We start from the raw sequence: 21,188 nt of genomic DNA, 5'->3' as shown, positions 1-21,188 counted from the left end.
CATCAACTCTTCTGTCCCTCCGGCGTCCAGACTAGGCGCGCCGGTCAGTGCCTGATGAATTCCCCGACGGCGTCCCACACCGCGGCGGCCAGTTGCGCTTTGGAGCCCAGCGGGATAGGCCGCTCGGTGCCGTCGGCAGCCAGCAGCCAGCCCGCGTTCTCCTCGACCTCGAACGCCCTGCCATCCCCGACGGCGTTCAGAACCAGCAGGTCACAGCCCTTGCGTCGCAGCTTGGCACGGCCGTGGTCGAGTACGCTACCGCGCTCGTCGCCCGTTTCCGCGGCGAAACCGACAATGACCTGTCCTGGCAATCGATTCGTTACCAGTTCCGCGAGAATGTCCGGATTGCGGGAAAGCGTGATGACCGGATCCGGCTGGTCGTCGCTTTTCTTGATTTTGTGGCCGGATAGGTTCGCCGGACGAAAATCAGCGACGGCGGCGGCCATCACGACGACGTCCGCCTCCTTGGCCGCCTCGTGCACGGCCTCGCGCATCTGCTCGGCCGTCGACACCCGCCGCAGCACGGCGCCCGCCGGCTCGGGCAGCTCGACGGTGTGGCCGGCCACCAGCGTGACCTCGGCGCCCCGCTGCGCGGCGACGCGGGCCAGCGCGTAGCCCTGCTTGCCCGACGAGCGGTTGCCCAGGTAGCGGACCGGGTCCAGCGGCTCCCGGGTGCCGCCCGCGGAGACGACGACGCGCAGGCCCTCCAGGTCGCGCGGCAGCGCCGAGGGCTGGGCCAGCAGCAGCCGGGCCAGGTCGACGATCTCGGCGGGGTCGGCCAGCCGTCCCTTGCCGGTGTCGGCGCCGGTGAGGCGACCCGCGGCGGGTTCGGTCACCACGACGCCCCTGGACCGCAGCAGCGCCACGTTGTCCCGGGTGGCCGGGTGCTCCCACATCTCGGTGTGCATCGCCGGGAAGAAGACGACCGGGCAGCGCGCGGTGAGCAGCGTGCCGGTGAGCAGGTCGTCGGCGCGGCCCTGGGCCGCGCGGGCCATCAGGTCCGCGGTCGCCGGGACGACCAGCACCAGGTCCGCTTCCTTGCCGATGCGGACGTGCTGAACCTGGTCCACCTCGGTGAACACGCCCGTGTGCACCGGGTGGCCGGACAGCGCCTCGAAGGTGGCCGCGCCGACGAACTTCAGCGCGGCCTCCGTGGGCACCACGCGGACGTCGTGACCGGACTCGGTCAGCCCGCGCAGCACCTCACACGCCTTGTAGGCGGCGATCCCGCCGCCCACACCGAGCACGACGCGAGGTTTACTCACCCTCGGTGTGCTCGAGCAGGCCGGCGTGGATCTCGCGCAGCGCGATCGACAGCGGCTTCTCGCGCGGGCCCGGCTCCACGAGCGGGCCGACGTACTCGAGCAGCCCCTCGCCGAGCTGGGCGTAGTAGTCGTTGATCTGCCGAGCGCGCTTCGCGGCGTAGATCACCAGCGCGTACTTCGAGCTGACCTTGGCCAGGAGGTCGTCGATCGGCGGGTTGGTGATGCCTTCGAGTTCCTCGCCGTAAATGCCGAGCGATGCGGTCACGCGCCTATGCTCCTGAGTTCTCTTCGTGAAGTCGGTGGTCTCCCCGCAGCAAGTCTAACAACTGCCGCGCGGCTTCCCCGACGTCGGCGTTCACCAGCCGCACGTCGAATTCACCCGCCGCCGCGAGCTCGCGCTCCGCTTCGGCCAGCCGGGCGTTGACGGCGGCCTCCTCCTCGGTGCCCCGGCCCTTGAGCCTGCCGACCAGCTCGTCCCAGGACGGCGGCATGAGCATGACCAGCCGGGCGTCGGGCATGGCGGCGCGCACCTGGCGCGCCCCCTGCAGCTCGATCTCCAGCACGGCCGGCCTGCCCTCGGCCAGTGCCCGCTCGACCGGTTCCCGGGGCGTGCCGTAGCAGTTGCCGGTGAACTCGGCGTGTTCGAGGAGTTCGCCCGCGGCGACCATCTTGTCGAACATCGCCCGGTCGATGAAGTGGTAGTGGACCCCGTCGATCTCGCCGGGGCGGGGCGGCCGCGTGGTGACCGAGACGCTGAAGTAGATGTCCGGGTCCAGCCGGCGCAGCGCGCCGACCACGCTGGACTTCCCGACCCCGGACGGGCCGGAGACGACCGTGAGCCGGCTCCGGGACCCCTGACGCGCCTGGCCCGGAGCCGGCTCACGGTGCGTCGCCGGGCCGGCATGCCCGCCGGCCCCGGTGACGCGGTCGCTGCCGGTGTCGCTCACTCGCCGCTGAACTCGGCCAGCAGCGCCTTGCGCTGCCGGTCACCAAGGCCGCGCAGCCGCCGGCTCGGTGCGATCTCCAGGCGCTCCATGGTCTGCTGAGCGCGCACCTTGCCGACGCCGGGGAGGGCTTCGAGCAGGGCGGAGACCTTCATCTTGCCGAGAACCTCGTCCTCGTCGGCCTGCTTCAGCACGTCGGTGAGCGTGGTGCCGCCTCGCTTGAGGCGCTCCTTCAGCTCAGCGCGGGCACGACGAGCGGCAGCGGCCTTCTCCAGCGCCGCCTTGCGCTGTTCCTCGGTCAGCTGGGGAAGTGCCACGTTTTCCTCCGTAGTACTCAAAATTCTGGGTGGGTGACGCGACGGTACCCACCCCGCGCCACCGGCCACAATGCGGGGGGTGGTCGCTCGGTTCCTGGACAGGGACCTGATATTGGCGCTATCCGGTCAGACTCGCCTGCGTGCGGCGCACCGCGTCGCGCAGCGCGACGGGGTCCGGACCGTGCCTGAGAACGTCCCTGGACGACGCGGGCAGCACCCCGGGCAGGTCCGCACCGAAGAGGCGGCGAAGATCGTCCACGGTGGCTCCCTGGGCCCCGAAACCGGGCGCCAGGACCGGCCCGTTCAGCCCGGTCAGGTCGAGCTCGCCGGGCTCGATCGTGGCCCCCACGACGACGCCGACGTCGCCGAGGGAGGCGGCGCCGGCGTTGCACCGGGCCGCCTCGTCCACAATCGACTGCGCGACGGTCTTGCCGTTGGCCAGCAAGGCGTTCTGCAGCCCGCCCGCCTCCGGGTTGGAGGTGCGGGCGAGCACGAACAGGCCCTCGCCCGCGCCGAGGGCGGGCGTCAGCGAGCCGAACCCGAGGTAGGGCGAGACGGTGATCGCGTCGGCCCGGACCGGGGCCGCGTCGCCGAGGTAGGCCGCCGTGTAGGCGGCCATCGTCGACCCGATGTCGCCCCGCTTGACGTCCAGCAGGACGAGCGCGCCGCGGTCCCGGGCGTGCTCGACCACGCGGGCCAGGACGGCCACCCCGGGCGGCCCGTAGGCCTCGAAGAAGGCCGACTGGGGCTTGACCACGGAGACCTCCTCGGCGAGGACGTCAACCGCCGTCAGGGCGAACTTCTCCAGCCCGCCCGGGTCGCGGTCCAGGCCCCACGCGTCGAGCAGGCCGGGGTGGGGGTCGATCCCCGCGCACAGGTTCCCGCGCGCGGCGACCGCCTCCACCAGCCGGGCGCCGAAGCCGGTCACGCCGCAGCTCCCCTCACGACTTCGACCTCAGCGCGGCCTGCAGGTCCTGCAGCGACCGGACCCCGATGTCGCCCCGGATGAGCGCCTCGATGCCGTGCACGGCCGCCGCCGCGCCCTGCACCGTGGTGATGCACGGGATGTCCCGCGACACGGCCGCGGTGCGGATCTCGTAGCCGTCGATCCGCGGGCCGCTGTTGCCGTACGGGGTGTTGATCACCATGTCCACGCCGCCGGAGGCGATCACCTCGACCACGTTCGGCTCGTCCGGCGCGGAGCCCTCGGAGTACTTGCGCACGACCGTGCTGGGCACGCCGTTGCGCCGCAGCACCTCGGCGGTGCCGGAGGTCGCGAGGATCTCGAACCCGAGGTCGGCCAGCCGCTTGACCGGGAACACCAGCGCCCGCTTGTCGCGGTTGGCGACCGAGACGAACACCTTGCCCGAGGTGGGCAGCGACCCGTAGGCCCCGGCCTGGGACTTCGCGAACGCCTCGCCGAAGGAGGTGTCCACGCCCATGACCTCGCCGGTGGACTTCATCTCCGGCCCGAGCAACGAGTCCACGCCCTTGCCCTCCGGCGTGCGGAAGCGGTGGAAGGGCAGGACCGCCTCCTTGACCGCGACCGGCGCGTCGATCGGCAGGTGCCCGCCGTCGCCCTCGGCGGGCAGGATGCCGCGGGCGCGCAGGTCCTTGATCGAGGAGCCGGTCATGATCAGCGACGCCGCCTTGGCCAGCTGCACCCCGGTCGCCTTGGACACGAACGGCACGGTGCGGCTGGCGCGCGGGTTGGCCTCCAGGACGTAGAGCACGTCGTCCTTCAGCGCGTACTGCACGTTGAGCAGGCCCCGCACGCCGACGCCGCGGGCGATCGCCTCAGTGGAGGCGCGCACCGCGTCGACGTCCTGGCGGCCGAGCGTGATCGGCGGCAGCGCGCACGAGGAGTCGCCGGAGTGGATGCCGGCCTCCTCGATGTGCTCCATGACGCCGCCCAGGTACAGCTCCTCGCCGTCGAACAGGGCGTCCACGTCGATCTCGATGGCGTCGTCGAGGAACCGGTCGACCAGCACCGGGTGCTCGGGCGTGACCTCGGTGGCGCGCTGGATGTAGCCGGCCAGGGAGGGCTCGTCGTAGACGATCTCCATGCCGCGGCCGCCGAGCACGTAGGAGGGCCGCACCAGCACCGGGTAGCCGATCTCGTCGGCGATCCGCTTGGCGCCCTCGAACGAGGTCGCGGTGCCGTACTTCGGGGCGGGCAGGCCCGCGCCCATCAGCACGTCGCCGAACGCGCCGCGGTCCTCGGCCAGGTTGATCGCCTCGGGCGAGGTGCCCACGATCGGCACGCCCGCGTCGGCCAGGCGCTGCGCCAGCTTCAGCGGCGTCTGCCCGCCGAGCTGGACGATCACGCCGGCCACGGTGCCCGAGCGCTGCTCGGCGTAGACGACCTCGAGCACGTCCTCGAAGGTCAGCGGCTCGAAGTAGAGGCGGTCGGAGGTGTCGTAGTCGGTGGACACCGTCTCCGGGTTGCAGTTGACCATGACGGCCTCGAACCCGGCCTCGCGCAGTGCCAGCGCGGCGTGCACGCACGAGTAGTCGAACTCGATGCCCTGGCCGATGCGGTTCGGCCCGGAGCCCAGGATCAGCACCTTCGGCTTGTCCGGCTGCGGGGTGACCTCGGATTCGGCCGCGGGGTCGGACTCGTAGGCCGAGTAGTGGTACGGCGTCTTGGCGGCGAACTCGGCGGCGCAGGTGTCCACCGTCTTGTACACCGGCCGCACGCCGAGGCGGTGGCGCAGCGCGCGCACGCCGTCCTCACCGGCCAGCTCCGGCCGCAGCGCGGCGATCTGCTGGTCGGACAGGCCGACGCGTTTGGCCTCGCGCAGCAGCGGCGCGTCCAGCACCGGCGCGTCGCGCACCTCGGTGCCGACCTCGCCGATCAGCGCGATCTGGTCGATGAACCACGGGTCGATGCCGCTGGCCTCGTGCACCTGCTGGACGGTCGCGCCAAGGCGCAGGGCCCGCTCGACCGCGTAGAGGCGGCCGTCGTGCGGGGTGCGCAGCGCCTCCAGGGTGTTCTCCAGCGTGGCGCCCTCGGGGTCCGGGGTGGTCCAGAACCCGGCCGCCTTGGTGTCGATCGAGCGCAGCGCCTTGCCCAGCGCCTCCGGGAAGCTGCGGCCCAGGGCCATCGCCTCGCCGACGCTCTTCATCGTGGTGGTCAGCATCGGGTCGGCGCCGGGGAACTTCTCGAACGCGAACCGCGGCACCTTGACCACGACGTAGTCCAGGGTCGGCTCGAAGGAGGCCGGGGTCTCGCCGGTGATGTCGTTGCGGATCTCGTCCAGCGAGTAGCCGATGGCCAGCTTCGCGGCGATCTTGGCGATCGGGAAGCCGGTGGCCTTCGAGGCCAGCGCGCTGGAGCGGGACACGCGCGGGTTCATCTCGATGACGACCATGCGGCCGTCGCGCGGGTTGATCGCGAACTGGATGTTGCAGCCGCCGGTGTCGACGCCGACCTCGCGCAGCACGGCGATGCCCACGTCGCGCATGTGCTGGTACTCGCGGTCGGTCAGGGTCATCGCCGGTGCGACGGTCACCGAGTCGCCGGTGTGCACGCCCATCGCGTCGATGTTCTCGATCGAGCAGATCACCACGACGTTGTCGTGGCGGTCGCGCATCAGCTCGAGCTCGTACTCCTTCCAGCCGAGCACGCTCTCCTCGATGAGCACCTCGGTGACCGGCGACTCGGCGAGGCCGATCGAGGCCAGCCGCTCCAGCTCCTCCTCGGTGTGCGCCATGCCCGACCCGAGTCCGCCCATGGTGAACGAGGGCCGGATGACGACCGGCAGGCCCAGCTCGGCGACGGTCTCGCGGACCTCGTCCATCGAGTGGCACACGCGGCTGCGCGGCACGTCGCCGCCGATGGTGCGCACGATGTCCTTGAACTTCTGCCGGTCCTCGCCGCGCTGGATCGCGTCGATGTCGGCGCCGATCAGCTCGACGCCGTACTTCTCCAGCACGCCGCGCTCGTGCAGGGCGACGGCGGTGTTCAGCGCGGTCTGCCCGCCCAGGGTGGCCAGCAGGGCGTCCGGGCGCTCGGCCGCGATGACCTTCTCCACGAAGTCCGGCGTGACCGGCTCGATGTAGGTCGAGTCGGCGAACTCCGGGTCGGTCATGATCGTGGCCGGGTTGGAGTTGACCAGCGAGACCCGCAGGCCCTCCTCGCGCAGCACCCGGCAGGCCTGCGTGCCCGAGTAGTCGAACTCGGCGGCCTGGCCGATGACGATCGGGCCGGATCCGATGACGAGCACGTGCTCGATGTCTGTACGTTTCGGCATCAGCGGCTCTTCTTCTCCATCAGGGTCACGAACTCGTCGAACAGCGGCGCGGCGTCGTGCGGGCCGGCGGCCGCCTCGGGGTGGTACTGCACCGAGAAGGCGGGCACGTCGGCGCAGCGCACGCCCTCGACCGTGTCGTCGTTGGGGCAGTAGTGGCTCACGCGCGCGGCGCCGAAGGGCGACTCGAACCGCTGACCCGGCTCGCCTTCCAGGGCGAAGCCGTGGTTCTGCGCGGTGATCGCCACCCGGCCGGTCTCCACGTCGATCACCGGGATGTTGATGCCCCGGTGGCCGTAGCGCATCTTGTAGGTGCCAAGGCCCAGCGCGCGGCCGAGGATCTGGTTGCCGAAGCAGATGCCGAACAGCGGGATCTCGCGGCGCAGGACCTCCTCGGTCAGCGCGACCGCGTGGTCCTGGGTGGCCGGGTCGCCCGGGCCGTTGGACAGGAACACGCCGTCCGGCTCGACGGCCAGCAGCTCGTCCAGCGAGCTGGTCGAGGGCAGCACGTGCAGCTCGATGCCGCGGCGGCTCATCTGGCGCGGGGTGTTGGACTTGATGCCCAGGTCCAGCGCGGCGACGCGGAAGCGCCGCTCGCCCTCGGGGGCGACCACGTACGGCTGCTTGGTGGTGACCTCGCCGGCCAGGTCGGCGCCCTTCATCGGCGGGCTCGCCAGCACCTGCGCGGTCATCGCCTCCTCGGTGTCGAGCGCGTCGCCGGAAAACACGCCGGCCCGCATCGCGCCCTGCTCGCGCAGGTGACGGGTCAGGGTGCGGGTGTCGACGCCGCTGATGCCGACCACGCCCTGGCGCGCCAGCTCCTCGTCGAGGGTGCGGCGGGACCGCCAGTTCGACGGCACCCGCGCCGGGTCGCGCACGACGTAGCCGGACACCCAGATGCGGGCGGACTCGTCGTCCTCGTCGTTCCAGCCGGTGTTGCCGATCTGCGGCGCGGTCTGCACCACGATCTGGCGGTGGTAGGACGGATCGGTCAGCGTCTCCTGGTAGCCGGTCATCCCGGTGCAGAACACGGCCTCGCCCAGCGTGCGGCCCTGGGCGCCGTAGGCCGATCCGCGGAACACCCGCCCGTCCTCCAGCACCAATGCGGCCGGTGTCCTGGTGCCCACGGTCACTGGGCCCCTCCCTTGATCTCTCGTTCCGACAAGTTTTCGATCCACTGTGGATAGACGTCGAGGTCGTCGCCGCGGAAGCCGGTGTCCAGCTCCTTGTCGCCGAGCCGCCAGGTGATGACGATGAGGCTGTTGGTGCCCATCACCTTCCCGGCGATCCCGCTCGCGCGCTTGACCTCCACAATGGACTCGCGGGGGATGAAGAACCCGGGCGCGCCGGCCCGGTCGATCTCCACGCCCTCGCGGTAGAGCCGCAGCACCGCGCGCCCGCGCAGGCCGACGCCGCGCGTGACGATCCGGTCCTGCCAGTCGCCGGCCGTGGTGGTGCTCACGTAGAGCCCCTTGTTCGCCGGCAGCAGCTCCTCCCCCGGCTCGGCGGGGGTCTGCGGGAACGGCGGCAGCTGCGCGCTCTGCGAGCGCGCGCGGCGCCGCCAGCTTCGTCGCATGGCCCAGAGCCCGAGCAGGAAGCAGGCGAACACCAGCAGGGTGAGCAGCAACCGTTCCATCAGCAGATCTTCCCTTCGCGGGCCGTCACGCGCCCGCGCAGCAGCGTCGCGGTCACCACGGCGGGCAACCGCATTCCCTCGTACGGGGTGTTGGCGGCGAGGCTGGCCAGCTCCGCCCCCCGCACGGTCCATTGTGCGCCCGGGTCGACCAGCGCGAGGTTGGCCGGTTCCCCGACGGCGAGCGGTCGTCCCTGGTCGGGCAGGCCGGCGATCTCCGCGGGGCGCTCGCTCATGACCTTCGCCACGCCGCGCCAGTCCAGCAGGCCGGTCTCGACCATGGTGGCGGCGACCACGGACAGTGCGGTCTGCAGGCCGAGCATGCCGGGGCGGGCGGCCGACCACTCGCAGTCCTTGTCCTGCGGCGCGTGCGGGGCGTGGTCGGTGGCGACGCAGTCGATGACGCCCTCGGCGAGGGCGGCGCGCAGCTTCTCCACGTCGGCGTTCGTCCGCAGCGGCGGGTTGACCTTGTTCACCGGGTCGTAGGTGGCCAGGCGCTCGTCGGTCAGCAGCAGGTGGTGCGGGGTGACCTCGGCGGACACCCTGGTCCCGCGCTCCTTCGCCCAGCGCAGCACGTCGGCGGTGCCGCTCGTGGACACGTGGCAGACGTGCAGGCGGGCGCCGGCGTGCTCGGCGAGCAGGCAGTCCCGCGCGACGATCGACTCCTCGGCCGAGGCGGGCCAGCCCGCGTAGCCCAGGCGCGAAGCCTGCTCGCCCTCGTGGGCCTGCGCGCCGACGGTCAGACGCGGCTCCTCCGCGTGCTGCGCGATCACCACGTCCAGCGCGGTCGAGTACTCCAGGGCGCGCCGCATGATGAGCGGGTCGTGCACGCAGTGTCCGTCGTCGGAGAACACCCGCACCCCGGCGGCCGACTTCGCCATGGTGCCCAGCTCGGCCAGCCGCTCCCCCTTCAGGCCGACGGTCACGGCGCCGACCGGGTGCACGTCGACCAGGCCGACCTCGCGGCCGCGGCGCCACACGTGCTCGACGATCACCGAGTTGTCGGCGACCGGGTCGGTGTTGGCCATCGCGAAGACCGCGGTGTAGCCGCCGAGCGCGGCCGCGGCCGAGCCGGTCTCGATGGTCTCGGTGTCCTCGCGGCCGGGTTCACGCAGGTGGGTGTGCAGGTCGACGAAGCCGGGCAGCAGGACCTGACCGTTCGCCTCGATGACCTCGGCGTCGTCGGGCGCGCTGACGGACCCGATCTCGGCGATCGTGCCGCCGGTGACCAGGACGTCCACCGGGTCGCCCTCGCCGTAGAGCCGGGCGCCCTTGATCAGTACCTGGTTCACTTCGCGTCTTCCTCTCCGGCGAGCAGGTGGTACAGCACGGCCATCCGCACGTGCACCCCGTTGCGGACCTGTTCGGTGATCGCCGCGGACGGCGCGTCCGCGACCGCGGAGGCGATTTCCATCCCGCGCAGCATCGGGCCGGGGTGCAGCACGACCGCGTGCTCGGGCAGCAGCCGCAGCCGCGCCTCGTTCAGGCCGTAGGCGATCGAGTACTCCCGCGCCGACGGGAAGAACCCGCCGTGCATCCGCTCGGCCTGCACGCGCAGCATCATCACCGCGTCCAGCGCGGGCAGCTCGGCGTCCAGGTCGTGCGACACGGTGACCGGCAGCGCCCCGACCCCGGCCGGCAGCAGCGTCGGCGGGGCGACCAGGACGACCTCGGCGCCCAGCGCGGACAGCAGGTGGATGTTGGAGCGCGCGACCCGGCTGTGCAGGACGTCGCCGACGATGCCGATCCGCCGGTCCTTGATGCCGCCGAGCCGTTCCCGCAGCGTGGCGGCGTCGAGCAGCGCCTGGGTGGGATGCTCGTGCATGCCGTCCCCGGCGTTGACGACCGAGGTGCCGGTGCCCTCCAGCCAGCCGGCCAGGCGCTGCGCGGCGCCGGAGGCCGGGTGGCGGACGATGACGCAGTCGGCGCCGGCGGCGGACAGGGTCAGCGCGGTGTCCCGCAGCGACTCGCCCTTGCCGACCGAGCTGCCACCCGCCGAGACGTTCACCACGTCCGCGCTCATCCACTTGCCCGCGATCTCGAACGAGACCCTGGTCCGGGTGGAGTTCTCGTAGAACATCGTGATGACCGTGCGGCCGCGCAGCGTCGGCAGCTTCCGGACCTCGCGGCCCAGCAGGGTGCGCTTGAGGCCGTCGGCGGTGTCCAGCACCGCGGTCGCCAGGTCGGGGTCCAGGCCTTCGGTGGCCAGCAGGTGCTTCATGCCTTCGCTTCCCCCTCGCGCAGCAGCACCGCGTCGCGCCCATCCACTTCGGACAGCAGGACGGCCACGTCTTCGGCGCGTGCGGTCGGGATGTTCTTGCCCACGTAGTCGGCCCGGATCGGGAACTCGCGGTGCCCGCGGTCGACCAGGACGGCCAGCTGCACGGCCCGGGGGCGGCCGTGGTCGCGCAAGGCGTCCAGCGCCGCGCGCACGGTCCGGCCGGAGAACAGCACGTCGTCGACCAGGATCACCACGCGGTCGTCGATGCCGGTGTCGGGCAGAGTGGTGTCCGCGAGCGGCCGCGTCGGGCGGCGGCGCAGGTCGTCGCGGTAGAGGGTGATGTCCAGGGCGCCCGTGGGGACCGCCACGCCGGAGAACTCGGCGATCCGCTCGGCCAGCCGGGCCGCGAGCGAGGTGCCCCGGGTCGGGATGCCCAGGAGAACGGGAGGTGCGCCCGTGCCGCCGTCGAGGGCGGTCTTCTCGATGACCTGGTGGGCCATCCGGGCGATGGTGCGCGCGACATCACCGGCGGAGAGCAGCTCGCGCTCGCCACCTGGTGCTGCCGCGTCACGAGGGCGTGACGCCACAGCGGACTCCTTCCCCGCCTCACCGGACGGGTCCTTAAAGGACGTCGATCTCCTGCTTGCCGAGGAAATCCACCCGATGTTAACAGGAGGCACCGTTCAGCCGTCCGGGTGGTGCCGGAGGCATCATGTTCTTGACCTGGTGACGACAATGCGTAACCATTACTCTGAGTGTTCAACTCGGCAGTCCCCCGGCGGCCCATGAGACCGACTGGGCGAGGAAACGGAGAACCACCAGATGGGCGATTACGCCAAGGCGCTCGGGGCGAAGCTCCGCGGGATCCGCCAGCAGCAGGGGCTGTCCCTGCACGGGGTCGAGCAGAAGTCCGGCGGACGGTGGAAGGCTGTCGTGGTCGGTTCCTACGAGCGCGGCGACCGGGCGGTGACCGTGCAGAAGCTGGCCGAGCTGGCCGACTTCTACGGCGTGCCGGTGGTCGAGCTGCTGCCCGAGGGCCGGGTGCCGTCCGGGGCCGAACCCGCCACCAAGATCGTCATCAACCTGGAGCGGCTGCAGCAGCTGCCTGCCGAGAAGGTCGGCCCGCTGGCCCGCTACGCCGCGACGATCCAGAGCCAGCGCGGCGACTACAACGGCAAGGTGCTCTCCATCCGCACCGAGGACCTGCGGTCGCTGGCGATCATCTACGACATGACCCCTGGCGAGCTGACCGAGCAGCTCATCGACTGGGGCGTCCTCCCGCCGGAGGCGCGGCCCGCCAAGGAGGACTAGGCGAACGGCCCTCCCGCCGCCCGCGTGGCGGTGCGGGTGGCAGAACCGCGAACTCGCGCCGGCCCGGCCACCCCGGGCGGACGTGCTTCGCGCGACCGGCCTGACCCAGAACCCGCGGCGGCGCGAGCTGACTGCCCTCCCGCCGGGGGAAAATCGCCTGACCAGCGAAAAGCCCGGCGCGATCTCCGCGCGCCGGGCCTTTCTGCTGCGTGTCGTCAGAGCACCGCACGGATGCGGTCGGCGATCGTGCCGATCCGGCCCAGCACGCCGTTGACGAACCGCGGCGAGTCGTCCGTGGACAGCTCCCTGGCCAGGCCCACCGCCTCGTCGATCGCCACCGGGTCCGGCACGTCGGCGGCCCACAGCAGCTCGTAGACACCCACCCGCAGCACGGCCAGGTCGACCGGCGGCATCCGCTCCAGGCTCCAGCCGTGCGCGTGCTCGGCGAGCAGCTCGTCGATGCGCTCGCGGTTCGCGGTGACGCCCTCGACGAGCGAGATCGTGTAATCGCCGATCGGGTCGGCGTCCGTGGAGCCCACCCGGTCCGCCAGCAGCGTCACCGGATCGAGTGAACGCTGGGCGGCTTCGTACAGGATCTCGACGGCGCGCCTGCGGAGAGCGCGGCGGCCGGGCTGGCCACCGCGCCGGGGCGCCGATGCGGAGTCGGACAACCTAGGCCCTGCCCAGGTAACGGCCGTCGCGCGTGTCGACCTTGACCTTCTCGCCGGTGCTCAGGAACAGCGGCACCTGGATCTCGGCGCCGGTCTCCAGCGTGGCCGGCTTGGTGCCGCCGGTGGAGCGGTCGCCCTGCAGGCCGGGGTCGGTGTGCTGGATGACCAGCTCGACCGAGGTGGGCAGCTCGACGTAGAGCGCGACGCCCTCGTGCATCGCGACCTGGACCTCGGTGTTCTCCAGCAGGTAGTTCGCGCCGTCGCCGACGGTCTCCCGCGGCACGGTGATCTGGTCGTAGGTCTCGCCGTCCATGAAGACGAAGTCCGACCCGTCGTTGTACAGGTAGGTCATGTTGCGCCGGTCGACGGTCGCGGTGTCGACCTTGGTGCCCGCGTTGAAGGTCTTGTCCACCACCTTGCCGGACAGGACGTGCTTGAGCGTGGTGCGCACGAAGGCGCCGCCCTTGCCCGGTTTCACGTGCTGGAAGTTCACGACGGACCACAGCTGTCCGTCGAGGTTCAGCACCAGGCCGTTCTTCAGGTCGTTGGTGGTGGCCACGGGTTGTCCAGTTCTCCTGTTTCCGATCGGGCCGCGCTACACGACCACGAGTTCCTTGCTGCTCAGGGTGAGGAGTTCGGGATCGGCGTCCCGCACGACCAGCGTGTCCTCGATGCGCACGCCACCGCGGCCGGCGAGGTAGACGCCTGGCTCCACGGTGACCGTCATGCCGACGGACAGTGTACCGGCGACGTTCATCGCGAGCCTCGGTGCCTCGTGCACCTCCAGGCCGACGCCGTGGCCGAGCCCGTGCGAGAACTCCTCGCCGTGCCCACCCTGCTCGATGACGCGGCGGGCGGCCAGGTCGACGTCGGCGACCTCCTGCCCGGCCAGCGACGCCTCCAGCCCGGTCTGCTGCGCCCGGCGGACCAGCTCGTAGAGGTCGGCCTGCCAGTCCGCGGGGCGGCCGAGCACGACGGTGCGGGTCATGTCCGAGTGGTACCCGTCCACGGTCGCGCCGAAATCCAGTTTCACGAAGTCGCCGGTGTGCAGCGGGCGGCCGGTGGGCCGGTGGTGCGGGATCGCGGAGTTCGGCCCGGCGGCGACGATCGACTCGAACGACGGCCCGGACGAGCCGTGGTCGAGCATGCGGTTCTCCAGGTCGCGGGCGACCTCCAGCTCGGTGCGGCCGGGCCGGATGCCGCCGTGTTCCAGCAGGCTCGCCAGCGCCCGGTCGGCGGCCGCGCACGCCATGCGCAGCGCCTCGATCTCGGTCTCGTCCTTGATCAGCCGCAGCTGTTCGACCAGACCGGGCGCGCGGGTCAGCTCGATACCGTCCGCGACGCGGGTGAGCTCGTGGTGGGCCTCGACGCTGACGTGCTGACTCTCGAAGCCGGTGCGCCGGTGGGCGGCCGCGTCCCCGGCGGCGCGCGCGAGCAGGGCGGCGGCGCTCTCCCGCTCGATGACCCGCTCCAGGTCGGGCACCTCGGCCGCGGCCTGGGTGGTGTAGCGCCCGTCGGTGCAGAACAACGTGCGGCTCTCGCCGTCGCCGTGGACCAGCAGGGCGGCGTTGGAGCCGGTGAAGCCGGTCAGGTAGCGGACGTTGAGCAGGTCGGTGACGAGCAACGCGTCGACGCCGGACTCGTTGAGCACGGTGCGCAGGGCGTCGCGCCGCGAGGCGTGGAGGTCAGGCACAGTGGCAGCTTAGTGCGGTGCGACGATGGGTGGATGGGTATGCGGTCCTGGCTGGTACGGGGTCTCGGCATGGCGGTGCTGCACGCGATCGCCGAAGTCGCGCTCGCCAAGGCGACGGTGTACGACCCGACGGGCCTGACCACGGCCCGGATCGCCGTGATCGCGCTGCTGGTGGGCGCCGCGGCGCTGTGGAGCGCGCTGGACGCGTGGCTGCGCCGGGAGGACGCCGGGCGCACCTGGTTCATCGCGTCGCTGGTGGCCGGGCCGGTGTCCGGGGTGCTGTACGTGATCGGCCGCGGGATCTTCGTCGACCGGACCGGCGCGGAGGAGCTGTGGCCCGCGATCTCCGGTGGGGCCGCGTTCACCGCGCTGCTGGTCCTGGTGCCCGCCGGGCTGGGCCTGTTCGTCGGCGGGCGGCTCAAGCGCCCCGCGGAGGCCGAGCCGTCCAAGCGCCCGCGTCCCAGCCCGCGTCCCCGGCCCGCCGGGGACTGATCTAGCCGAGCGCGGGGCCGGCCGGGTAGCCGCGCCACTGCGCCGGGGTCACGTCCTCGGTCGACGAGCCGTTGGCGATCACCGCTTCCGCGCGGCGCACCGGGTAGAGGCGGCCGTCGTCGAGCAGGAAGCCCACCCCCAGCCCGGTGGCCTGCAGCGCGCGGGTGCCGGACTCCAGCCGCGCCGCGACCGGGAACTGGTTCAGCACGTCCAGCCGCGTGTCGAGCACGTGCCCGGCCAGTTCCTGCGCCACCGAGCGGCGGTCGATCCGCACGACCTGGCCCGACACGACGAGGTCCATGGTCCGCACCGGCGAGGGCATGGCGAAGCCGTCCAGCACCGTCAGCGCGCGCTGCGGGTCGGCGCACGCGTTGACGCCGACGATGTCCAGCCCGAAGCGCCGCAGGTCGGTGGGCGCGCCCGCCTCGCCGGTCACGGTCGCGCGCACGACGTCCAGCGGCACCCGTCCGCACGGGTCCTTCGCCGACACCGGCGCGTGCCCGTCCGGCCGCCGGACCAGGCCCGGCCCCTCCCGCCACACGCCGGGGATCAGCAGCGGCTGGAACGGGGCGCGCAGGAAGTCGCGGTCCCAGAACGTGATGGTGGTGCCGTCGGCGGTCTCGTGCGCGATCGCCCACGCGTTCAGCGCGTCGATCCACATCAGGTCCGCGCTGAATGCGTCGACCAGCGACTTGGTGCGCGGCGCGTTCGTGCCGGCGACCGCGGCGAACCCGGCCTCCCCCAGCGCTTCCACGCCGCTGCCGAACGCCGGGTCCTTCGACCGCAGCACGAACTGGCCCGCGCCGTTCCAGCCGGCGGCGAGGCCGGTGGTGTCGGTGAACATCAGGTAGAACCAGCCGTCGAGGTACACCGCGGCGGGCTGGCCCGCGCCGTAGAGGTTTTCGCGATGGGTGTCGTGGGCGGGGTCGACGATGGGTCTGCCACCGTTCGCGCGCTGCCAGGTGATCCCGTCGGTGCTGGTCGCGAGGCCGATGGAGTTGCCGAGCGCGTGGTCGCCCGCCGCGCCGGTGTAGTACTGGTAGTAGGTCCCGTCGACGCGGATCACCGACGGGTCGCAGGCGTGCACGCCGTCGAACTGGCCGGGGTTGCCGGACAGCACGGCGGGCGGCACGGATCCGCCGGGGCCGGTGAACGGCCCGTCCAGCGAGGCGGACTCGGCGTAGAGGATGTCGTCGCCGGGCGGCGGCGAACCGGGGTACTGGCTGCACCACCACATCCGGTTGGTGGGGCCGTCGGCCATCAGCGTGGGGCCGTAGTTGTAGGGCGCGCCGGGGCCGCCGGCCGCGACGACGCCGGCGCTTTCGCGCGGCGAGTCGGTCTTGAGCTGGACCTCGGCGGGCGTGGCGGTGGTGGTCTCCGGCTGGGCGCCGCCGATGACGCCCTTCCCGGCGCCCTCGGCCTGTGGCGGCACACTGCCGGTGCACCCGGCCAGTGCGGAGACGGCCAGCACCGCGGCCAGCATCCCGCCGAGCACCCTGCGTCTGCCCACCCGTCGTCCTTCCGTTTCCGCCAGCAAGCTCAGTGTAGAGACTGATTAACCCGGTCGAGTGACACGCGGGGATTCGGCGACGAGCTCGATTTCGAAGCCGTCGGCGTTCTCCAGATACGCCGCGTGATGATCAGGGCCGCCGGTGTGCGGGTAGCGGTCGGCGAACAGCGGGCGCCAGCCGTGCGCGAGCGCGGCTTCCGCGAGCTGGTCCACGCGCTCGGGCGAGCCGGCGTGCAGCGCCAGGTGGCTCAGGCCCGGCGCGCGCCGGGCCTGAACCGTCGCGCCGGTCAGTGCCGGGGACTGCTGGACGACGAGGTACCCCGCGCCGAGTTTCCAGCTGACGCCGTCGCGCCGGCGCTGGTGTTCCTGCCAGCCGAGTTCGGTGAGCAGCCAGCCGAAGCTCTCCTCGGCGCGCTCGAGGTCGGGCACCCACAGTTCGACGTGGTGCCACTGCCCGAGGGCGGTGGGCAGCGCGACGAGCACGCGGTGCGGCCCGCCGTAGTGCTCGCCACCGCCGACGTCGGTGAAACCGAGGCGGCGCACCAGTTTCCGGCTGGCCACATTGGACTCGTGGACGAGCGCCCACACGGCGGGCAGCCCGAGCGCGGTGAAGGCGTGGCGCAGCAGCGCGGCCGCCGCCTCGGTCGCCAGTCCCTGGCCGCCGTGGGCGGGGTCGAGGAAGTACCCGATCTCCACGAGGTCGCCGGACAGCTCGGCCGAGGGCCGCAGGTGCGCCAGCCCGATGACGACGCCGTCGCGCTCGACGACCCAGTGGCCCGTGCCGTCCGGCCCGGTGTAGGCGAGGCGCCGCTCGACCGAGGCCCGGCACTGGTCCGGGTCGCTGAGGTCGGCGGCGAGGAAGCGGCTCGTGTCCGGGTCGGCGAAGACCCGGACGATCGCTTCGGTGTCGGTGGGTTCGAGGCCTCGCAGGCGCAGCCGGGCGGTTCTGAGGTCGGGGACGGTCATCCGGCGTTGGCGGCGAGCCAGCGCAGCGCGAGCGGGTAGCCGTCGACACCGAGCCCGGCGATGACGGCCGTGGCGATGTCGGAGAGCACGCTGTGGTGGCGGAACGCCTCGCGCTTGTGCACGTTGGAGATGTGCAGCTCGATCAGCGGCGCGGCGAGCTGCGCGGCCGCGTCCCGCACGGCGATCGAGTAGTGGGTCCAGGCGCCCGCGTTGAGCACCACGGGGTTGCCACCGTCGGCGGCTTCGTGCAGCCAGCCGACCATCTCGCCCTCGTGGTCGGTCTGCCTGAGCTCGACGTCGATGCCCAGTTCGCCGCCGGTCTTGACGCACAGCTCCGCGAGGTCGGCGTGGGTGGTCGAGCCGTAGACGGCGGGCTCCCGCTTCCCGAGGCGGCCGAGGTTGGGGCCGTTGAGCACGAAGACCTTCACAGCAGCACGCTCCCACCGTCGGACTGGCGCGGGCCGGCGACCGCCGAGTACGCCGCGGCCAGCAGGGCCGGGTCGGGGCCTTCGAGCCGCCCCGGTTTGGCCAGGCCGTCGAGGACGACGAAGCGAAGGACGCCGGACCGGGTTTTCTTGTCCTTGCGCATGGAGTCGATCAGCTGCGGCAGGGCGTCCGGGTCGTACTTGGTCGGCAGGCCGAGCAGTTCGAGGATGCGGGCGTGCCGTTCGGCGGTCTCGTCGTCGAGGCGTCCCGCCAGTCGGGCCAGCTCGGCGGCGAACACCAGGCCGACGCTGACCGCCGCGCCGTGGCGCCAGCGGTAGCGCTCGCGGCGCTCGATGGCGTGCCCGAGGGTGTGCCCGTAGTTGAGGATTTCGCGCAGGTCGGACTCGCGCAGGTCGGCGGCGACGACGTCGGCCTTGACCTGGATCGAGCGGCGCACCAGCTCGCCGAGCACGTCGCCGGCAGGGTCCGTCGCCGCCTCGGGGTCGGCTTCGATGAGCTCGAGGATGCGCGGGTCGGCGATGAAGCCGGCCTTGACGACCTCGGCCATGCCGGCGATCAGTTCGTTGCGCGGCAGGGTTTCCAGGGTGGCGAGGTCGACCAGGACGGCGCTGGGCTCGTGGAACACGCCGACGAGGTTCTTGCCCGCGTCGGTGTTGATGCCGGTCTTGCCGCCGACGGCGGCGTCGACCATGCCGAGCAGCGTGCTGGGCACGTTGACCAGCCGGACGCCGCGCATCCAGGTGCCCGCGACGAACCCGGCGAGGTCGGTGACCGCTCCCCCGCCGAGGCCGATGACGACGCCCTGGCGGTCCAGGCCGATGCGGCCGAGGACCTCCCAGCAGAACCCGGCGACGGACAGCGCCTTGCCGTCCTCGGCGTCGGGGATCTCGACGCGGTGGGCGTCCAGCCCGGCGGCGTTGAGTTCGTCGCGCACGGCTTCGGCCGTGGTGGTGAGCGTGGGCTGGTGGATGATCGCCACGCTGGAGGCGCCCTTGACGGCTTCGGTGAGTTCGCCGAGCAGGCCGCGGCCGACGACGACCGGGTAGGGCCGGGCGGTGCGGACCTCGATCCGGACCGGGTCGGTCACTGCGTCTCCTCCAGGGCTAGTTCGCGGGCGATGGCGTCGACGATCTCGGCCGGGGTGCGGTCGTCGGTGGCCACCTCGATGGTGGCGACCGCGCGGTAGACCGGCAGCCGCGCTTCGAGCAGCGAGCGGTAGGTGGCGCGCGGGTTGACCCCGGCGAGCAGCGGGCGGGCGGTGGACAGGCCGACGCGCTGCACGCCCGCGGCGAAGCCGACGTTGAGGAAGACCACCGGGTGGCCCACCAGGCGCTTCTGGGTGCCCTCGGCGAGGACCGCGCCGCCGCCGACGGAGAGCACCCCGTCGTGCTCGGCGAGCGCTTCGGCGATCACTTCCTCTTCGAGCGCGCGGAAGGCCGGCTCGCCGTCGTCGGCGAAGATCTCCGCGATGGGACGGCCGGCGCGGGCGACGATGTCGTCGTCGCTGTCGCGGAACGGCACGCCGAGGCGCTGCGCGAGCAGCGGCCCGACTGTGCTCTTGCCGGACCCGGGCGGGCCCGCGATCACGATGCAGGGAGGTTGGCCCACCGTTCCTCCAGTGCCGCGAGGTAGGACTCGGCGTTGCGCTTGGTCTCGGCCAGCGAGTCGCCGCCGAACTTCTCCAGTGCCGCGTCGGCGAGCACGAGCGCCACGACGGACTCCAGGACGACCCCGGCGCGCGGCACCGCGCACACGTCGGAGCGCTGGTGGATCGCGACGGCGGGCTCCCCGGTGACGACGTCCACAGTGGACAGCGCGCGCGGGACGGTGGAGATCGGCTTCATCGCGACGCGCACGCGGACCGGTTCGCCGTTGGTGATGCCGCCTTCGAGGCCGCCGGCGCGGTTGGACCGGCGGGTGACGCCGACCGGGCCGGTGCCGCGGTCGATCTCGTCGTGGGCCTTGCTGCCCCAGCGGCGGGCGGTGGTGAAGCCGTCGCCGACCTCGACGCCCTTCATGGCCTGGACGCCCATGAGCGCGCCGGCGAGGCGCGCGTCGAGGCGGCGGTCCCAGTGGACGTGGGAGCCGAGCCCTGGTGGCAGCCCGTAGGCGATGACCTCGATGACGCCGCCGACGGTGTCACCGGCCTGGCGGACGGCGTCGACCTCGGCGATCATCGCGTCGGTGGCTTCCTGGCCGAACGCGCGGACCGGTGACTCGTCGACCGCGGCGAGGTCGGCGGGCCCGGGCAGCGGCCCCTCGGGCGCGACGGCCCCGCCGATGGAGACGACGTGGCTCACGATTTCCGCGCCGAGCAGTTGGCGGAGGAAGTTCCGGGCGACGGTGCCCAGTGCCGTGCGGGAGGCCGTCTCGCGGGCGCTGGCGCGCTCCAGCACCGGGCGGGCCTCGTCGAAGCCGTACTTCTGCATGCCGGGCAGGTCGGCGTGGCCCGGGCGGGGGCGGGTGAGCGGCTCGTTGCGGGCGAGGCCCTCGAGCTCGGCCGGGTCCACCGGGTCGGCCGACATGACCTTCTCCCACTTGGGCCACTCGGCGTTCTCGATGTGCACCGCGACCGGTCCGCCCTGGGTGACGCCGTGCCGGACGCCGCCGAGGAACTCGATGTGGTCGGTCTCGAAGCCCATGCGGGGGCTGCGGCCGAACCCGAGCCGCCTGCGGGCGAGCTGCTCGCTCACGTCGGCGGTGGTGACCTCGACCCCGGCCACCATCCCTTCGAGCACGGCCGCGAGGGCCGGACCGTGCGATTCACCAGCGGTTATCCAGCGCAGTACCACCAGACGATCCTGTCATGGCGGTCGTCGCCCGGTTCAGGCGGCTCCGGCGGGCGGGGACTCACCCGCGAGCGGCGCCCGCGGGGGCGGGGTTGATGTGGTCCGCCCACTGGTCACGACGGTGTGTCCAGGGTGGCGCGGCGGTGAGCCCAGGGTGGCGCGGCTGGTGTCCGGCATGGCGCGCCGGCTGGCAGCTGCCGGCCTTCGCGCTCGCCCCGCTCCACCCGGCGGCTGGTCCGCGAACGGCGCCCGCAGGGGCGCGGTTGACATGGCCCACCCGCCGGTCGGGCCAGCGTGCCCAAGCAGGCGCGCCAGCCGACAGGCTGCCGGCCTTCGCGCTCGCCCGGCTCCACCCGGCGGCTGACCCACGAGCGGCGCCCGCAGGGGGCGGGGCTGACATGGCCCACCCGCCGGTCACGCCTGCGCGCCCAAGCTCGCGCGCCGACCGGCAGCTACCCGCCTTCGCGTTCGCCCCGCCCCACCCGGCGGCTGACCCACGAGCGGCGCCCGCAGGGGGCGGGGCTGACATGGCCCACCCGCCGGTCACGCCTGCGCGCCCAAGCTCGCGCGCCGACCGGCAGCTACCCGCCTTCGCGTTCGCCCCGCCCCACCCGGCGGCTGACCCACGAGCGGCGCCCGCAGGGGGCGGGGCTGACATGGCCCACCCGCCGGTCAC

Annotated in this window: 22 protein-coding genes; 2 read left to right on the top strand and 20 right to left on the bottom strand. The window is 72.6% G+C overall.

Going from position 1 to position 21,188, the window contains the following annotated elements; genetic code table 11:
- Positions 1–44 precede the first annotated feature (44 nt).
- From coaBC to pyrR, 11 genes are all read right to left on the bottom strand, one after another.
- Entirely contained in the window at positions 45–1,265 is a 1,221-nt protein-coding gene (gene coaBC / locus AMYTH_RS0100855; protein WP_228684513.1) for a bifunctional phosphopantothenoylcysteine decarboxylase/phosphopantothenate--cysteine ligase CoaBC, read from the bottom strand.
- Positions 1,258–1,530 (bottom strand): DNA-directed RNA polymerase subunit omega, encoded by a 273-nt coding sequence (gene rpoZ / locus AMYTH_RS0100850; protein WP_017983069.1) that lies wholly within the window; start codon positions 1,528–1,530, stop codon positions 1,258–1,260. Before rpoZ ends, coaBC begins: the two co-directional genes overlap by 8 nt.
- Positions 1,531–1,534: 4 nt before the next feature.
- Positions 1,535–2,212, bottom strand: coding sequence for a guanylate kinase (gmk, locus tag AMYTH_RS0100845; RefSeq protein WP_027928701.1), 678 nt, complete (start codon positions 2,210–2,212; stop codon positions 1,535–1,537).
- Positions 2,209–2,526 (bottom strand): integration host factor, actinobacterial type, encoded by a 318-nt coding sequence (mihF, locus tag AMYTH_RS0100840; RefSeq protein WP_017983071.1) that lies wholly within the window; start codon positions 2,524–2,526, stop codon positions 2,209–2,211. Before mihF ends, gmk begins: the two co-directional genes overlap by 4 nt.
- A 118-nt stretch (positions 2,527–2,644) precedes the next feature.
- Positions 2,645–3,454: an orotidine-5'-phosphate decarboxylase gene (pyrF, locus tag AMYTH_RS0100835; protein ID WP_027928700.1), complete on the bottom strand. Its 810-nt coding sequence runs from the start codon at positions 3,452–3,454 to the stop codon at positions 2,645–2,647.
- A 13-nt stretch (positions 3,455–3,467) separates the two neighbouring features.
- Complete coding sequence (carB, locus tag AMYTH_RS0100830) at positions 3,468–6,782, bottom strand: carbamoyl-phosphate synthase large subunit (RefSeq protein WP_027928699.1); 3,315 nt, start codon at positions 6,780–6,782, stop codon at positions 3,468–3,470.
- Positions 6,782–7,912 carry a glutamine-hydrolyzing carbamoyl-phosphate synthase small subunit gene (carA, locus tag AMYTH_RS0100825; RefSeq protein ID WP_027928698.1) on the bottom strand — a complete coding sequence of 377 codons (1,131 nt, stop codon included), beginning with the start codon at positions 7,910–7,912 and terminating at the stop codon, positions 6,782–6,784. The genes carB and carA overlap by 1 nt, the downstream gene beginning before the upstream one ends.
- Complete coding sequence (locus AMYTH_RS0100820; RefSeq protein ID WP_027928697.1) at positions 7,909–8,415, bottom strand: PH-like domain-containing protein; 507 nt, start codon at positions 8,413–8,415, stop codon at positions 7,909–7,911. Before AMYTH_RS0100820 ends, carA begins: the two co-directional genes overlap by 4 nt.
- Positions 8,415–9,704 carry a dihydroorotase gene (locus AMYTH_RS0100815; protein ID WP_027928696.1) on the bottom strand — a complete coding sequence of 430 codons (1,290 nt, stop codon included), beginning with the start codon at positions 9,702–9,704 and terminating at the stop codon, positions 8,415–8,417. The genes AMYTH_RS0100820 and AMYTH_RS0100815 overlap by 1 nt, the downstream gene beginning before the upstream one ends.
- Entirely contained in the window at positions 9,701–10,633 is a 933-nt protein-coding gene (locus AMYTH_RS0100810; protein WP_017983077.1) for an aspartate carbamoyltransferase catalytic subunit, read from the bottom strand. Before AMYTH_RS0100810 ends, AMYTH_RS0100815 begins: the two co-directional genes overlap by 4 nt.
- A complete protein-coding gene (gene pyrR / locus AMYTH_RS0100805; protein ID WP_026153212.1) occupies positions 10,630–11,220 on the bottom strand; it encodes a bifunctional pyr operon transcriptional regulator/uracil phosphoribosyltransferase PyrR in 591 nt (196 codons plus the stop codon). The genes AMYTH_RS0100810 and pyrR overlap by 4 nt, the downstream gene beginning before the upstream one ends.
- 235 nt (positions 11,221–11,455) lie before the next feature.
- Here pyrR and bldD point away from each other — a divergent pair, with 235 nt between their 5' ends.
- The gene (gene bldD, locus AMYTH_RS0100800) at positions 11,456–11,944 is read left to right on the top strand and encodes a transcriptional regulator BldD (protein WP_020422358.1); all 489 of its coding nucleotides are present in this window, start codon (positions 11,456–11,458) and stop codon (positions 11,942–11,944) included.
- A 215-nt stretch (positions 11,945–12,159) separates the two neighbouring features.
- Here bldD and nusB read toward each other — a convergent pair whose 3' ends face one another.
- From nusB to AMYTH_RS0100785, 3 genes are read right to left on the bottom strand one after another with little or no spacing between them, the layout of a single operon-like run.
- A complete protein-coding gene (nusB, locus tag AMYTH_RS0100795) occupies positions 12,160–12,615 on the bottom strand; it encodes a transcription antitermination factor NusB (protein WP_027928695.1) in 456 nt (151 codons plus the stop codon).
- A 1-nt stretch (position 12,616) separates the two neighbouring features.
- A complete protein-coding gene (gene efp, locus AMYTH_RS0100790) occupies positions 12,617–13,174 on the bottom strand; it encodes an elongation factor P (protein WP_027928694.1) in 558 nt (185 codons plus the stop codon).
- Positions 13,175–13,210: 36 nt separating this feature from the next.
- Positions 13,211–14,308, bottom strand: a complete 1,098-nt coding sequence (locus tag AMYTH_RS0100785) for a M24 family metallopeptidase (RefSeq protein WP_027928693.1) — start codon at positions 14,306–14,308, stop codon at positions 13,211–13,213.
- 39 nt (positions 14,309–14,347) lie between these two features.
- Here AMYTH_RS0100785 and AMYTH_RS0100780 point away from each other — a divergent pair, with 39 nt between their 5' ends.
- The gene (locus AMYTH_RS0100780) at positions 14,348–14,800 is read left to right on the top strand and encodes a B-4DMT family transporter (protein WP_208722568.1); all 453 of its coding nucleotides are present in this window, start codon (positions 14,348–14,350) and stop codon (positions 14,798–14,800) included.
- Position 14,801: 1 nt separating this feature from the next.
- Here AMYTH_RS0100780 and AMYTH_RS0100775 read toward each other — a convergent pair whose 3' ends face one another.
- The 6 genes from AMYTH_RS0100775 to aroC form a co-directional block, all read right to left on the bottom strand.
- Positions 14,802–16,283: a glycoside hydrolase family protein gene (locus tag AMYTH_RS0100775; RefSeq protein ID WP_228685234.1), complete on the bottom strand. Its 1,482-nt coding sequence runs from the start codon at positions 16,281–16,283 to the stop codon at positions 14,802–14,804.
- A 72-nt stretch (positions 16,284–16,355) separates the two neighbouring features.
- Entirely contained in the window at positions 16,356–17,276 is a 921-nt protein-coding gene (locus AMYTH_RS0100770) for a GNAT family N-acetyltransferase (protein ID WP_027928690.1), read from the bottom strand.
- Positions 17,273–17,704, bottom strand: a complete 432-nt coding sequence (gene aroQ, locus AMYTH_RS0100765; protein ID WP_027928689.1) for a type II 3-dehydroquinate dehydratase — start codon at positions 17,702–17,704, stop codon at positions 17,273–17,275. Before aroQ ends, AMYTH_RS0100770 begins: the two co-directional genes overlap by 4 nt.
- A complete protein-coding gene (gene aroB / locus AMYTH_RS0100760) occupies positions 17,701–18,810 on the bottom strand; it encodes a 3-dehydroquinate synthase (RefSeq protein ID WP_027928688.1) in 1,110 nt (369 codons plus the stop codon). The genes aroQ and aroB overlap by 4 nt, the downstream gene beginning before the upstream one ends.
- Complete coding sequence (locus tag AMYTH_RS0100755; RefSeq protein ID WP_027928687.1) at positions 18,807–19,310, bottom strand: shikimate kinase; 504 nt, start codon at positions 19,308–19,310, stop codon at positions 18,807–18,809. Before AMYTH_RS0100755 ends, aroB begins: the two co-directional genes overlap by 4 nt.
- Positions 19,307–20,518, bottom strand: coding sequence for a chorismate synthase (aroC, locus tag AMYTH_RS0100750; RefSeq protein ID WP_027928686.1), 1,212 nt, complete (start codon positions 20,516–20,518; stop codon positions 19,307–19,309). Before aroC ends, AMYTH_RS0100755 begins: the two co-directional genes overlap by 4 nt.
- Between the last annotated feature and the right edge of the window lie 670 nt (positions 20,519–21,188).

Source organism: Amycolatopsis thermoflava N1165 (genome assembly GCF_000473265.1).
Lineage (GTDB): Bacteria > Actinomycetota > Actinomycetes > Mycobacteriales > Pseudonocardiaceae > Amycolatopsis_E > Amycolatopsis_E thermoflava.
Note: the sequence above shows the minus strand (reverse complement) of the source record. Positions and strands in the feature narration are given on the sequence as shown.

What these genes read in the sequence shown, in the direction of transcription:
- carB (WP_027928699.1), bottom strand. Translation starts at nt 6,782, where the DNA reads ATGCCGAAACGTACAGACATCGAGCACGTGCTCGTCATCGGATCCGGC.
- AMYTH_RS0100820 (WP_027928697.1), bottom strand. Translation starts at nt 8,415, where the DNA reads ATGGAACGGTTGCTGCTCACCCTGCTGGTGTTCGCCTGCTTCCTGCTC.
- AMYTH_RS0100810 (WP_017983077.1), bottom strand. Translation starts at nt 10,633, where the DNA reads ATGAAGCACCTGCTGGCCACCGAAGGCCTGGACCCCGACCTGGCGACC.
- bldD (WP_020422358.1), top strand. Translation starts at nt 11,456, where the DNA reads ATGGGCGATTACGCCAAGGCGCTCGGGGCGAAGCTCCGCGGGATCCGC.
- AMYTH_RS0100780 (WP_208722568.1), top strand. Translation starts at nt 14,348, where the DNA reads ATGCGGTCCTGGCTGGTACGGGGTCTCGGCATGGCGGTGCTGCACGCG.
- AMYTH_RS0100775 (WP_228685234.1), bottom strand. Translation starts at nt 16,283, where the DNA reads ATGCTGGCCGCGGTGCTGGCCGTCTCCGCACTGGCCGGGTGCACCGGC.
- AMYTH_RS0100770 (WP_027928690.1), bottom strand. Translation starts at nt 17,276, where the DNA reads ATGACCGTCCCCGACCTCAGAACCGCCCGGCTGCGCCTGCGAGGCCTC.